The 13423-nt window shown below is 69.4% G+C and carries 13 protein-coding genes, 1 tRNA gene and 1 pseudogene; 7 read left to right on the top strand and 8 right to left on the bottom strand.

Features of this window, described 5'->3' with window-relative positions:
* Genes ACFE71_RS08415 through ACFE71_RS08405 form a run of 3 tightly spaced genes read left to right on the top strand, consistent with a single transcriptional unit; the run spans position 1 to position 3919 of the window.
* A complete protein-coding gene (locus ACFE71_RS08415) occupies positions 1-1848 on the top strand; it encodes a ferrous iron transporter B (protein ID WP_375428353.1) in 1848 nt (615 codons plus the stop codon).
* A gap of 10 nt (positions 1849-1858) precedes the next feature.
* Entirely contained in the window at positions 1859-2398 is a 540-nt protein-coding gene (ssb, locus tag ACFE71_RS08410) for a single-stranded DNA-binding protein (protein ID WP_375428352.1), read from the top strand.
* A 9-nt stretch (positions 2399-2407) separates the two neighbouring features.
* On the top strand, positions 2408-3919 hold the full coding sequence (locus ACFE71_RS08405) for a sensor histidine kinase (RefSeq protein WP_375428351.1): 1512 nt from the start codon (positions 2408-2410) through the stop codon (positions 3917-3919).
* A 66-nt stretch (positions 3920-3985) separates the two neighbouring features.
* On the opposite strand, the gene ACFE71_RS08400 is transcribed toward ACFE71_RS08405, so the two are convergent.
* The 3 genes from ACFE71_RS08400 to ACFE71_RS08390 form a co-directional block, all read right to left on the bottom strand.
* Positions 3986-4396 (bottom strand): response regulator, encoded by a 411-nt coding sequence (locus ACFE71_RS08400; RefSeq protein ID WP_375428350.1) that lies wholly within the window; start codon positions 4394-4396, stop codon positions 3986-3988.
* A 65-nt stretch (positions 4397-4461) separates the two neighbouring features.
* The gene (gene metW, locus ACFE71_RS08395) at positions 4462-5049 is read right to left on the bottom strand and encodes a methionine biosynthesis protein MetW (protein ID WP_375428349.1); all 588 of its coding nucleotides are present in this window, start codon (positions 5047-5049) and stop codon (positions 4462-4464) included.
* Positions 5046-6158 carry a homoserine O-acetyltransferase gene (locus ACFE71_RS08390; protein ID WP_375428372.1) on the bottom strand — a complete coding sequence of 371 codons (1113 nt, stop codon included), beginning with the start codon at positions 6156-6158 and terminating at the stop codon, positions 5046-5048. Before ACFE71_RS08390 ends, metW begins: the two co-directional genes overlap by 4 nt.
* Positions 6159-6377: 219 nt before the next feature.
* Here ACFE71_RS08390 and hisC point away from each other — a divergent pair, with 219 nt between their 5' ends.
* Entirely contained in the window at positions 6378-7478 is a 1101-nt protein-coding gene (gene hisC, locus ACFE71_RS08385) for a histidinol-phosphate transaminase (RefSeq protein WP_375428348.1), read from the top strand.
* Positions 7479-7480: 2 nt separating this feature from the next.
* A complete protein-coding gene (locus tag ACFE71_RS08380; RefSeq protein ID WP_375428347.1) occupies positions 7481-8389 on the top strand; it encodes a prephenate/arogenate dehydrogenase family protein in 909 nt (302 codons plus the stop codon).
* Here the strand turns inward: ACFE71_RS08380 and ACFE71_RS08375 are convergent.
* The 4 genes and pseudogenes from ACFE71_RS08375 to ftsE form a co-directional block, all read right to left on the bottom strand.
* A complete protein-coding gene (locus ACFE71_RS08375; protein ID WP_375428346.1) occupies positions 8378-9076 on the bottom strand; it encodes a lysophospholipid acyltransferase family protein in 699 nt (232 codons plus the stop codon). The two genes, ACFE71_RS08380 and ACFE71_RS08375, sit on opposite strands and share 12 nt — an antisense overlap.
* Positions 9073-9624 carry a YdcF family protein gene (locus ACFE71_RS08370; RefSeq protein WP_375428345.1) on the bottom strand — a complete coding sequence of 184 codons (552 nt, stop codon included), beginning with the start codon at positions 9622-9624 and terminating at the stop codon, positions 9073-9075. The genes ACFE71_RS08375 and ACFE71_RS08370 overlap by 4 nt, the downstream gene beginning before the upstream one ends.
* On the bottom strand, positions 9621-10109 hold the full coding sequence (locus ACFE71_RS08365) for a hypothetical protein (protein ID WP_375428344.1): 489 nt from the start codon (positions 10107-10109) through the stop codon (positions 9621-9623). Before ACFE71_RS08365 ends, ACFE71_RS08370 begins: the two co-directional genes overlap by 4 nt.
* A 10-nt stretch (positions 10110-10119) precedes the next feature.
* Positions 10120-10822: pseudogene (ftsE, locus tag ACFE71_RS08360) on the bottom strand (cell division ATP-binding protein FtsE).
* Between the two features lie 149 nt (positions 10823-10971).
* Between ftsE and ACFE71_RS08355 the strand changes: the two are divergent.
* Positions 10972-11709, top strand: coding sequence for a zinc-ribbon domain-containing protein (locus ACFE71_RS08355; RefSeq protein WP_375428343.1), 738 nt, complete (start codon positions 10972-10974; stop codon positions 11707-11709).
* A gap of 98 nt (positions 11710-11807) precedes the next feature.
* Positions 11808-11894, top strand: a tRNA-Leu gene (locus tag ACFE71_RS08350).
* Positions 11895-12885: 991 nt separating this feature from the next.
* Here the strand turns inward: ACFE71_RS08350 and ACFE71_RS08345 are convergent.
* A complete protein-coding gene (locus ACFE71_RS08345) occupies positions 12886-13227 on the bottom strand; it encodes a hypothetical protein (RefSeq protein WP_375428342.1) in 342 nt (113 codons plus the stop codon).
* Between the last annotated feature and the right edge of the window lie 196 nt (positions 13228-13423).

Raw genomic sequence — 13423 nt, 5'->3', positions numbered from 1 at the left:
ATGACGCCCGCCCCGCTCATCGCGCTCGTCGGCAATCCCAATGCCGGCAAGACCGCCCTGTTCAACGCGCTTACCGGCGCGCGGCAAAAAGTGGGGAACTATCCCGGCGTCACCGTGGAGCGGAAATCGGGGCGACTGGTCCTTCCCGATGGCCGCCCCGCCGAGCTGGTCGACCTGCCCGGCGCCTACAGCCTCGATCCCGTCTCGCCCGACGAGGCGGTGACGCGCGACATGGTGATGGGCCGCCTCGCGGGCGAACGGCGGCCCGACGCGCTGGTCGTGGTGCTCGATGCCGCCAACCTCGACAACCACCTCCGCTTCGCGCTCCAGATCGTCGCGCTCGGCCTGCCCGTCGTGGTCGCGCTCAACATGATCGATCTGGCCGAGCGCGACGGCCTCGTCCTCGATCCGGAAGCGCTCGCGCGCGAGCTCGGCGTCCCCGTGCTGCCGACGGTCGCGGTCCGTCGGCGCGGCCTCCCCGACCTGCTCGAGGCGGTCGCGGTCGCGGCCACGACCAAGCCCCGCCCCGCCGCCGAAGCCGAAGCGCTCGGCGTTCTCCAGAAACGCGCCCGCGCGCTCGCGGCGGCGGCGGTGGTGAGCGAGACGCCCGCCCGGCGTTGGGCGCATCTGATCGACGGCGTCGCGCTTCATCCCGTGTTCGGCCCGGTGCTGCTCGTCGCTTTGCTGTTCGTCATGTTCCAGGCGGTGTTCAGCTGGTCGGAGGCCCCGGTCGGCTGGATCGAGTCAGGGCTCGCCGCGCTGATCGCCCAGGTCGAGGCGACAATGCCCGACCACCTCCTTCGTGGCCTGCTCACCGACGGCGTGCTGGCGGGCGTCGGGGCGGTGGTCGTGTTCCTGCCGCAGATCCTGATCCTGTTCGCCTTCATCCTGGTGTTGGAGGCGTCGGGCTACATGGTCCGCGCGGCGTTCCTGATGGACCGCGTCATGGCGCGCGCGGGGCTGTCGGGCCGCGCCTTCATCCCGCTTCTGTCCTCCTTCGCCTGCGCGGTGCCCGGCATCATGGCGACGCGCACGATCGAGGACGAGCAGGACCGGCTTACCACCATCCTCGTCGCGCCGCTCATGACCTGCTCCGCGCGCCTGCCCGTCTATACCGTCATCATCGGCGCGTTCATCCCCGACCGCCAGCTCGCGCCGTTCGTCGGGCTGCAGGGAGTCGTGCTGCTCGGCCTGTATCTGTTCGGCATCGTCGGCGCGTTCGTCGCCGCTTTGGTGCTGCGGCGCACCGTCACCAAGGGCGCGTCGTCGGGCTTCATGCTCGAAATGCCCAAATACCAGTGGCCACGCCCCCGCGACCTGTTGATCGGGCTATGGTCGCGCGCGGCGGTGTTCCTGAAGCGCGCGGGCACGATCATCGCGGTGACGACGATCGTCCTCTGGGCGCTCCTCTCCTTCCCCAAACCGCCCGAGGGCAGCCGCGTGTCGCCGGTCGACTATTCGGTCGCCGGACGTATCGCGAACGGCGTCGAGGTGATCGTCGCCCCGATCGGCTTCAACCGCGACATCGCGCTGGCCCTCATCCCCGCCATGGCCGCGCGCGAGGTGGCGGTGGCGGCGATCGGCACCGTCTACGCCGTCGACGATCCGGAGGGGGAGCGGGGCTCGCGCACCATCCGCGACAACCTTCGCACCCGCTGGAGCCTCCCGACCGCGCTCGCCTTCCTGATGTGGTTCGTGTTCGCGCCGCAATGCATCTCGACGATCGCCGTCGCCAGGCGCGAGACGAACGGCTGGCGCTGGCCGCTCTTCATGGTTGGCTATTTGTTCGCGACCGCCTACGTGATGGCGGGTATAACCTATTGGTCGGCGGTGGCGTTCGGCCTGTAACGGAGAGCATATGGCGGGCAGCGTCAACAAGGTCATCCTGGTCGGCAACCTGGGCAAGGACCCCGAATCCAAGTCGTTCCAGAACGGCGGCAAGATCGTCAAGCTGACGCTCGCCACCTCCGAATCCTGGAAGGATCGTCAGTCGGGCGAGAAGAAGGAAAAGACCGAGTGGCACAACATCGTGATCAACGACGAGCGCATCGCCGAAACCGCCGAGAAGTACCTGCGTAAGGGCGCCAAGGTCTATCTCGAGGGCCAGATCCAGACCCGGAAATGGCAGGACCAGAACGGGGCCGACCGCTACACGACCGAGGTGGTGATCCCCCGCTTCGGCGGCGTGATGACCATGCTCGACCGGGCCGGCGGTGAAGGCGGCGGGGGCGGGCGCGACTTCGGCGGCGGCGGCGACGAATATGGCGCGATCGAGCGCGGAGGCGCCGGCAGCTACGGCGGCGGCAGTCGGGCGGGCGCGGGCGCCGGCGCGAAGGGCGGCGGCTTCGGCCAGAGCGGCGGGTTCGCGGACGATCTCGACGACGACGTGCCGTTCTGAGCGTTCCGATTGGCTTCTCCCGACAAGTCTGACACCGGCGGGCCCGGCGCGCGCGCGCCCATCGTCGCGCCCTACGATGTGGCGGGAGCGGTCACGCGACGCGACATGGCCGACCTCGCCGATTTCGCGGCCGAGTTGCTGGACGCGCCACTCGCCACCGTGACGGTGATGGACGACGAGTACCAGCATTTCCTGTCCGCGCACGGCGTGGACCTGCCCGGCTCCCCGCGGAATCTGAGCTTCTGCACGCATTTCATGGACGAGCCCGGCGTCTCGGTCGTCCCCGACGCCGCGGCCGACCCGCGTTTCGCCGACAACCTTTATGTCACCGGCGACTTCAAACTGCGTTTCTATGCCGGCGCGCCGCTCGTGACGCCCGACGGCGAGACGCTGGGCAGCGTGTGCGTGTACGATACGGTCCCGCGCGAGGGGCTGACCGAGATGCAGCGTCATGGCCTCGCCATCCTCGCCAAGGCCGCGATGGGCCGCCTGGACGACCGCCGCGCCGAGCGCGAGCGCGAGGAGGCCCGCGCCGCCGAACGCGCGCGGTTGGCGGAGAGCGCGGCCCGGATGCGCGTGCTCGCCGACGCGATGCCGCAGATGGTGTGGTCGACGCGGCCCGACGGCCATCACGATTATTACAACGCGCGCTGGTACGAGTTCACGGGCGTCGCCTCCGGATCCACCGACGGCCATGAATGGGACGGGTTGTTCCACCCGGATGACCAGGCGCGCGCCTCCGTCGCTTGGAGTCGTTGTCTCGGGACGGGCGAGCCGTACGAGGTCGAATATCGCCTGCGCCGCCATGACGGCGTCTATCGCTGGGTGCTCGGCCGCGCGCTCGCCGTCCGGGATCCGGACGGCGCGATCACCCGCTGGGTCGGCACATGCACCGACATGCACGAACAAAGGCTGGCCTCCGACGAGCGCGAGGTGGTCGCCCAGGAACTCAGCCATCGCATCAAGAACATCTTCGCCGTCATCTCCGGCCTGATCACGCTCGCCGCCAAGAAGCGCCCCGTCATGGCGGACGCGGCCGCCGACTTGCGCGAACGGATCACCGCGCTCGGCCGCGCGCATGATTTCGTTCGGCCGCACAGCGTGCAGTCGCGGCGCGACGCCGCGCCCGACTCGCTTCACGGGCTGCTCGCCGAATTGTTCGCGCCTTATGGCCGCGTCCGCGTCAAGGGCGACGACCTGCCCATCGACGACCGCTCCGCCACCCCGGTCGCGCTGTTGTTCCACGAGCTCGCCACCAACGCGACTAAATACGGCGCGCTGTCCGCCGACGGCGGCGAGGTCACCGTCACGGTCGCGCGCGATGACGGCCGAGCGACGATCAGCTGGACCGAACGCGGCGGACCACCCGTAACGAAGCCGCAGGGCGAGACCGGCTTCGGCACGCAGTTGGTGGAGTTGAGCGTGGTGCGCCAGCTCGGCGGTGACATCCGGCGCGATTGGCGACCGGATGGCCTGGTGGTGACGCTCGGGATTCCCCTATCGGCGTTTGGACGCCGATAAAATGGATGGCACCGGCGTTTGGACGCCGATGAAACCGACGACGCCGGCGTTCGACGACCGTCCGCGTTACGCTCGACCGGTCAGGGTGCCGCGGCCGATCTGCGGTAGGTCGTCATTGGCGGGTGCGTGCCGGTCGGTTTCCGCCAATTTGGCCGCGGCCAGGATCGCGGCCTCGCTGAATGGCTTGCGCACATAGCCCAGCGCATGCGCCGCTTCGCCGATCTGGGCGGGGTTGGCCGTGACGAACACGACCTTGACCCCGTGATCGCACGCGATCCGTCGCGCGATATCCGGACCGGTGCACCCGTCGCGCAGGTTGACGTCGACCAGCGCGAAATCGCAGACGGGTGCGGCGGCCAGCGCCGCCTCGCTGTCGGGCGCGATCGCGAAGACCGAATATCCCGCGTCGGTGAGGATGCGCTCCAAATCCAGCGCGACAAAGATCTCGTCCTCGACGATCAGCGCGGTCTTGCCCATTTTACATCCAAATCAAATATCCACCTTAGGAACGTCGCTTTTTTATCATGGTTCCATGCTTCAGGTTAAACCTTCAGTAGGAACACCGCGTGTTCCGCCAGCAGGTTGGCCAGCGCGGGCCCGGTCCGCCCCGTTCCGGCGAGGAACCAGGCGCGCTCCACGACGATCCCGCGCTCGCCAAGGAACGCCCGGAAGTCGTCCACGGTCAGATGGTGGATGTTGGGCGTGTCGTACCAGCGTTCGGGCAGCGACCGCGTCACCGGCATCCGTCCGCCGCGCATCAACGACAGCCGTACCCGCCAATGCGCGAAATTGGGGAAGGACACGAACGCGAGTCCGCCGATGCGGAGCAGGTGACCGAGTACCCGGTCGGGGGCGCGCGTCGTCTGCAGCGTCTGGCTGAGCACGGCGTAATCGAAGCTCGCATCGGGATATTCGGCCAGGTCGCGATCGGCGTCGCCCTGCACCACCGACAGCCCGCGCGCGAGCGCGGCGGCGACGTTGGCCCCGTCGATCTCCAGCCCGCGCGCGTCGACCCCCTTGCCGTCGCGCAACGCCGCCATCAGCGCCCCGTCGCCGCACCCGACATCCAGCACGCGCGATCCCGGTGCCACATGGCCGGCGATGATCCGGAGGTCCGGCCGCAACGTCACGCGTCGGCCCTCAGGAAGCCGTCCACCACGCGGGCCAGCTCCGGGTTCTCCAGCAGGAACGCGTCGTGGCCGAATGGGCTGGACAGCTCGACGAAGCTCGCCGCCGCGCCGCCCGCGTTGAGCGCGTGGACGACCCGCCGAGACTCCGATGTGGGATACAGCCAGTCGGTATCGAAGCTGACGAGGCAAAAGCGCGTCCGGCTTCCCCGGAACGCGTTCGCGAGCAGCCCGCCATGCTCCTCCGCCAGATCGAAATAATCCATCGCGCGGGTGATATAGAGGTACGAATTGGCGTCGAACCGGTCGACGAAGCTGATCCCCTGATGCCTCAGATAGCTCTCGACCTGGAAATCGGCGTCGAACCCGAACCCCTTGGTGTCCCGCGCCTGGAGCTTGCGCCCGAACTTCCCGGTCAGCCCCGCCTCCGACAGATAGGTGATGTGCGCCGCCATCCGCGCGACCGCTAGCCCGGCGGTCGGCCCGTCCCCGCCGTAATAGTCGCCGCCGCGCCAGTTCGGGTCGGCCATCACCGCCTGCCGCCCGACCTCGTGGAAGGCGATGTTCTGCGCGGTGTGGCGCGCGGTCGAGGCGATCACCACAGCCGCGCGCACGCGGTCGGGACAGGTCGCCGCCCAGCTCAGCGCCTGCATCCCCCCCATCGACCCGCCCACGACCGCGCGCAGCCGTTCGATGCCCAGATGGTCGAGCAGCATGCCTTGCGCGCGCACCATGTCGCGCACCGTGATCACCGGGAAACGCATCGCTTGGGGCGATCCGTCCGGACCCGGGCTCGCGGGGCCCGACGATCCCATGCAGCTGCCCAGCACGTTAGCGCACACCACGAAATGCCGTAGCGGATCGATCGGCCGCCCTTCCCCCACCATCCGCGCCCACCAGCCGGGCTTACCGGTCCGGGGATGGACGCTCGCCACATGCTGGTCGCCCGTCAGCGCGTGGCAGATCAGCACCGCGTTCGATCGATCGGCGTCCAGCGTCCCATATGTCTCATAGGCGATCTCGACCGGCGACAGGTTCCCGCCCCCATCGAGCGCGAGCGGCCCGGGGAGCGTCACGCGGCGATCGAGGCCGAAACGCCGATCCTGGGACATGGGGTCTAAGGACATTAGGCGCGACGTAGGGGAAGAAAGTGCTGTCCTACAAGCGGGTGGGGCCGCATGGTCCGGGCACGACGCTCGCGGACCGGTCGCGCCCGCGCTCCACACGATCCCGCGTCACCATGCTCGTCCTCCGAAACCCCGAATTAGCGTTACCTTCGTTACCTTCGAGGGCCCGTTCCCGCCGGGCGGAAACCTGCTAGGCACGCGCCCATGAACGCCCCCGTCCCCAAGCCCTGGATCATGGACATCGCGCCCTACGTCCCCGGGCGCTCCACGACCGACGACGGCCGCCGCGTCGTCAAGCTCTCGTCGAACGAGAACCCGCTCGGCACCCCCCCGGCCGCCCGCGCCGCGTTCGCGGAAGCGGCGAACAGCCTGGAACGCTATCCCGACGCGGGCGGGACGATGGTGCGCGAGGCGCTGGCCGCAGCGCACGGCCTCGACCCGGCGCGCATCATCCACGGAAACGGCTCGGACGAGGTGCTGCACCTCGCCGCGGGCGCGTTCGCGGGGCCGGGCGACGAGGTGATCTTCGTCCGCTACGGTTTCGCGGTCTACGAGATCGCCGCCAGGCGAACGGGCGCGACGCCGGTGATCGCCCCCGACCGCGACTACGCCACCGACATCGACGCGGTGCTCGCCTGCGTCACGACACGCACCCGCGTCGTGTTCATCGCCAATCCCAACAACCCGACGGGCACCTTCGCCCCGCGCGCCGACATCGCGCGGCTCCACGCCGCGCTGCCGGCGGACGTGCTGCTCGTGCTCGACCATGCCTACGCCGAATATATCGACGGCGATCAGGACGATGGCGGCATGGAACTCGCCACCACTGCGGCCAATGTCCTCGTCACGCGCACCTTCTCCAAGATGTACGGCCTCGCCGCCGAGCGGATCGGCTGGGGCTACGCCGCCTTGGCCGTCATCGACGCGATGCACCGCATCCGGCTGCCCTTCTCGGTGACGATCGCCGGGCAGCACGCCGCCGTCGCCGCGCTCGCCGATCCGGACTGGGTCGCGCGCTGCCGGACCGAGAACGCCGACCTCCGCCGCTGGTTCTCGGACGAGGTGGCGAGCCTGGGCAACGCCGGCCTGCGCGCCGTTCCCAGCCAGGCCAATTTCGTGCTGGTCGTGTTCGAGGGCCGCCTCACCGCCGAGGCGGCCTACAAGGGCCTGATGGACGAGGGCTACATCGTCCGCTGGCTCCCCGGCCAGAAGCTTCCCCAGGCGCTCCGCATCACCATCGGCACCGCCGACGAGATGCACGGCATCGCGGCCGCGCTCCGCCGCCTGGTCGAGCGGGCCGCCTGAACTTGCTGCCGTTCGCGCGCGTGGCGATCGTCGGGCTGGGGCTGATCGGCTCCTCCGTCGCGCGCGCGGTCAGGCAGACGATGCCGACCGTGCGGCTGACCGGCCATGACGCCGACCCGGATGTCCGCGCCGCCGCCGTCGCGCTGGAGCTGTGCGACGACGTCGCCGACCAGGCGGGCGCGGCGGTGACCGACGCCGACCTCGTCATCCTGTGCGTCCCCGTCGGCGCGATCGGCGCGGTCGCGGCCGAACTCGCGGCCGACCTGGCCGAGGGCGTGGTCGTCACCGATGTCGGCTCGTGCAAGGCGTCGGTCGCGCGCGCCCTCGCGGAAGTGCTTCCCGGCGTCGCGATCGTCCCCGCCCACCCGGTCGCGGGTACCGAGCGCAGCGGGCCGGAGGCGGGCTTCGCGACCTTGTTCCAGGGCCGCTGGTGCATCCTGACGCCGACCGAGGGCTCGCCGCCGGAGGCGGTCGAACGCGTCGCGGCCTTCTGGGGGAGGATGGGCGCGGAGGTCGAGTTGATGGACCCCGACCATCACGACCGCGTGCTGGCGGTGACGAGCCACCTGCCCCACCTCATCGCCTACACCATCGTCGGCACCGCGAGCGACCTGGAGGAGGTGACCCGGTCGGAGGTGATCAAATATTCCGCAGGCGGTTTTCGCGATTTCACCCGCATCGCCGCGTCCGACCCGGTCATGTGGCGCGACGTGTTCCTGTCGAACCGCGAAGCGGTGCTCGACATGCTCGGCCGCTTCTCGGAGGACCTGTCCGCGCTCAGCCGCGCGATCCGCTGGGGCGACGGCGACGCGCTGGAGGAACTCTTCACCCGCACCCGCGCCATCCGCCGCGCGGTCGTCGAGCAGGGCCAGGACGACGCCCGGGAGGATTTCGGGCGGTCACACCCGTGAGCGTGAGGTCTCCAGCGCGTTCATCGCAGCGTGGACCCGGCGCTCCGCCTCCTCGCGCGGCAGGCCGGGGGGCACCTCGTCGCCGAAGCGGATCGTGATCACCCCCGGGCGCTTGGAGCCATGCCGCGGCCAGACCAACCCGCTATCGACCGCGACGGGGATGACGGGCAGCTTTAGCACTTTGTACAACCCCGCGAACCCGGCTCGGAGCGGCGGCTGCTCGCCCGGTGGCACGCGCGTGCCTTCTGGAAAGATCAGGATCGACCTTCCCTCTCCCTTCAGCTCGGCGCTTTCGGCCATCATCCGGCGGAGCATCTTGGCCGACGCCTCGCGGTCGACCGAGATATGTCCGTATTTGCGCGTGGCGTACCCCCATAAGGGAATGCGCGTCAGCTCCTGCTTGAGCACGATCGCCGGCCCGCCGAGCATCCGCGCGACCTCGATCGTCTCGAACATCGCCTGGTGCTTGCCCGCGTAGAGCACCGGGTATGACGGCCACGCGCCCTCCACGCGCACCCGGATCCCGACGATCCAGCGCGTGCACCAGCGATGCCAGGTGAACCAGGCGAGCGCGTGATTGATCGCCGCGCGCCGTCCGAATAGGGCGGAGATCGGCGCGGTCCCCACGATCGGCACCGATCCCGCATAGAAGATCAGCCGGTAGGCCCAGGTCCTGACCGCATTCATCCGCCGACCCCCAACCACAACGCGACCCGGCGCAGCAGCAGCTTGTTGTATTCGTTGACCAGCGTCCCGACGCGCGGCTCGCCCGGAACGCCGTCGCTCAGGATCACGGCTTCCCCGCCCCCCTCGTCCCCGTTCAGCGCCGCCGCCAGCTCCATCCGCGCGCGCGGCAGATGCCAGTCGGCGGTGACGAGCCGCACCGTGCGGTAGCGGTGACCACGCAGCCAGCGCGCCGTCTCCTCGGCGTTGGACCGCGTATCGACCGCCTCGCGGCCGAGATCGACGCAGCAATCGAACAGCCGCGCGGGCGTCTTGTGGGCCGCCGCCAGATCGCGCGGTCGGACGCCGGGCCCCACGCCCGTCACCAACATGCGCTTGGCCTGGCGCGCGGCCATCAGCTCGAGCCCGCGGTCGATCCGCCCCGGCCCGCCCGTCGGCACGACGATCGCGTCGCTGGTCGCGCCCTCCAGCGGCCCTGGCAGCGACACGCTGAATGCCGCGAACCCAAGGCCCCACAGGATCACCAGCATCGACAGCAGCCGCACGATCACAGCGTGCGCGCCAGGTGCCCAAGCACCGCCAGCGCCGCCGCCCCTAGTACTCGAACCAGCACGGCGGCGACCCCGGTCAGGAGCGTCATAAAGCGGCTGACGGGCGTCATCCATGCCTCATGGGCGTCGACCCGCGCGCCCGGTGCGGCACGCACGACGGCGGCGGCGACGGCGGTCGCCACATCCCCGCCGGTCAGGTCGACGTCGATCAGGGCGGGAATCGGCAGCGCGCCTACGCTCGTCTCCAACCCCAGCCAGGGCTCGACCAATCGCCTTAGCTCGGCGCGGTCGACAGACCGGACGCGCGCGACGCCGGGCAGGCCGCGCAGCACGCGCGCCACTCGCCGCGCCGCGCCGAGCGCGCCGAGCCCGAGCGCGGCAGCGAGCATCAGCACGAACAGCATGACCCCCATGATCCCCGTCATCGCACGCAGGCCCTCCGCCTCGTCGAGGACGCGCCTGCCGGCTCCGCCATGATCGCTCACGTCGACCCGCTCATTGCGGCGCGAAGGGCGGATGGCGCAGCGCCCCGGTCGGATCGAGCAGGCGCCCCCGGTCGAGCCGGAGCATCTGCGCATGAGGCATGCAGCCCAGTACATGCAGGTCGTGCGTCGCGATCACCACGGTCGTACCTAGCCTGTGAAGCGACTCGAACAGGTGCATCAACCGGTCGGCCATATCCGGGTCGACATTGCCCGTCGGCTCGTCGGCGACGAGCAGCTCGGGCCGGGCGACCACCGCGCGTGCGATCGCCACGCGCTGCTGCTCGCCGCCCGATAACGTCGCGGGCCGGGCGCGCGCGCTCGGCCAGCTCGACCCAAGCGAGCGTTTCGCGCACCGGCTGCGCCAAATCGGCCTCGACCATTCCCGCGACGCGCAAGGGAAGCGCGATATTGTCCCAGGCGGACAGGTGCGGGACGAGCCTGAAGTCCTGGAACACCACGCCGATCCGTCGCCGAAATCCGGGCAGACGCGCACGCGCCATGGTGACCGCGTCCTCACCGAATAGCCGGATCACCCCACGGCTCGGTCGCTGCGCCAGATAGAGGAGCTTCAAGAGCGATGTCTTCCCCGCCCCCGACGCGCCGGTCAGGAAATGAAACGCGCCGGGCTCCAGCGAGAAGCTGATGTCCGACAGCGTTTCGGGGCCCGTGCCGTATCGCAGACCGACATTCTCGAACTGGACGGTGGTCGCCATGCTCTGGCGACGTTTACAAGCTTCGGCCCGCGTCGCAAGATGACGGGCGGACCTCGCCCCCTGGGCCACCCTTGCAAGCGCGCATTCGGACGTGCTTAAACTTTCGGCGACCAACGCGAGATGCTCTCGCGCCGTCCGGTACCCGCGCGATGATTCTCGAATGCCCCGATTGCAGCACTCGCTATCTGGTGCCCGACAGCGCGATCGGGACCGCCGGGCGGACCGTACGCTGCGCGCAGTGTCGCCACAGCTGGTTTCAGGCAGTCGCGCCCGAGCCCGTCACCGATGCCGCACCGACGCCGATGTCATCTGCGACCGCTTCTCCACCGCCTGCGCTCGAGCATGCCGAGCACGCGACCGAGCCTGAGCCTTCTCCGGTCGCGGCGCCGCCCCCCGGGCCGCCGATCCAGCCCTATCTCGAGCAGGCCAGCCCGCCATCATACGAGGCTGACGCGCCTGCGCGGCGCGATCCGGCGCGACGCTGGATGGCGGCGGCGGTCGGGGCCGGGCTGCTGATGCTCGGCGGTGCAGGCGCGATCCTGTATCTGGGCGCGCCTGACTTAGCGAGCCGGCTGGGGCTGGCGAGCGGCGGCGAGAGCCCGCTTCGCATCAAGGACAACCCGATCGAGCGACGCGAGCTCGACAATGGGTCCGAGCTGTTCGCGGTCAGCGGGCAGGTGCTCAACCCGAGCGCGTCGTCGCAGCGCGTACCCGACATCCGCGCCGAGCTGCGCGACGCGGGCGGCCGGCTGGTCTATAGCTGGACGATCACGCCCGAGCGGCGCTCCTTGGCGCCGGGCGGCGCGATCGACTTCAATTCGGCCAAGCTCGACGTGCCCGCCGACTCCAAGCGGCTGGAGCTCAGTTTTGCGGGGCAAGACGGTTAGACGCCGTCCTTATCGGGTTTGGCGTTGCGCCCCCCGACCGCCTTTGCTAGTGGCGCTCATCTACCGGCTGGCGGTCTTTTCGACCGACGGTAACACGTGCGGTCGTGGCGGAACTGGTAGACGCGCAACGTTGAGGTCGTTGTGGCCGAAAGGCCGTGGAAGTTCGAGTCTTCTCGACCGCACCACTCCCGGGCCGAACAGGACGCCGTGGGTGTCTGTCATTCCGCCCCGTCGTTCGCGACGAACACGGGCGATTTTACCGGCCCGGTGATTGTACTCGGCGGGCGCGGGTAAGCTCTGTCCGGAGCGCCTTTCCCTCACGTACGGCAACGGAGCTATCCTCGAGCGGGGTGGCGAGCCACGTACCATGAAACAAGCCTTGGCCTTCCGTGTTAATGACGGCAGTTTCCGGCTTTCTGTTGCGGGTGCCGGCGCAGGCGCAGGCGCAGGCGGTCTGAGCAATGATCCGAAGTCGATGCGGACCGAGGTGAAGAGATAGTCCTCCGCCAGCCAGCGCAGGATATCGCGGCCGGTGGTCGCCATGAGGCTGCGCTGGGAGGCGACGGGGATCTCTCGTAGGTAGCACTTTAGCACCTCCTCCAATACATCCCAGGCGTTATCCGCGCCGAACAGGTTGACCACGTCCGCCGAGCCCAGCACATCGAACGCTTCGGCCAGCAGACCGCTCATCTCGATACGCGATACAGCGACGTGCCCGTAGGAGACCTGCTTCAGGTTGGCGCGCAGGTCGAGGCCGGACCGCCGGACCACCGCCATGGACCCGAACGTCTCCTGCGTTCCCGACGGGCGCAGCACCTCCGACACGCGTTTGTCCTCGAAAAAGCGCGACACGTGCTGGCAGAAATTGGACAGGAAGGTATGGAACGCAAAGTTCGGCTCCGCGCCGTGCGGCGGCGTCGCGTTGGTATAGCCGAACACCTTGCGGTACACGGCACGGCGATCCGTCCGCGTGTAGCGGAGCACGCGCTTGCGGTCCAATTGGTGGAGCGACACCGCGCCCAACCCGTCCGACAGCCGTATCTCGCCCGGCTGGAAAAGCTACTAAAGCTTTATCACCGCGTTCGGCAAGCTGGCGTCGCATGCCGGGTTGCCGACCGCGGATCCGGGCGTCCGCGCAGTCTCGAGCGCCGCAGCGTACTCGCCCAGCTTGAGCAGCTAGGTCGCCAGCGTGCCGGCCTCATCATACATCAGGTCGGCCGCGTCGTTGGCGGCTCCCGTGAATGGCTCGCATACGGCGCGCACCCAGCCCAGATACTGGCCGACCGATAGCTCGGATCCGCCGTCGCCATCGGGCCTGAAGAACTGGACGGACTGCTCCGCGACCGATGCGCCCGCACGGCTCAGTTCCTCCAGCGTGACCGCGGACAGATGAGCTGCCGACAGGAGTTCCTCCAGGCGAGCGGCTGCCATGCCCCGGCCCATCCCGGCGGACTCGTTGGTCAGCGCATCGCCGATCCGATCCACGAGCTTGAACAGCGCCAGGACGGTCGCCCACACCTCCTCGTTCCGGACCGCGCTCGCGCGATCGCCGATCCAGCCGGCGCTTGAGCGACGCGTTGTTGGCGAGCGCCTTGGTGATCACCTGGGGGTTCGAAAGCGTGCGCTGGGCGTGCTTGGCCATGACACGCAGCGCCACCTTGTGTAGCGCGACGATCTGGATGAGAAGCGAGCGGCGATCAGGATGAGAGCTGAT

Origin of the sequence: uncultured Sphingomonas sp. (assembly GCF_964237155.1) — a bacterium.
GTDB lineage: Bacteria > Pseudomonadota > Alphaproteobacteria > Sphingomonadales > Sphingomonadaceae > Sphingomonas.
The sequence above is the reverse complement of the archived record's forward strand: the minus strand, read 5'-3'. Positions and strand labels throughout refer to the sequence as shown.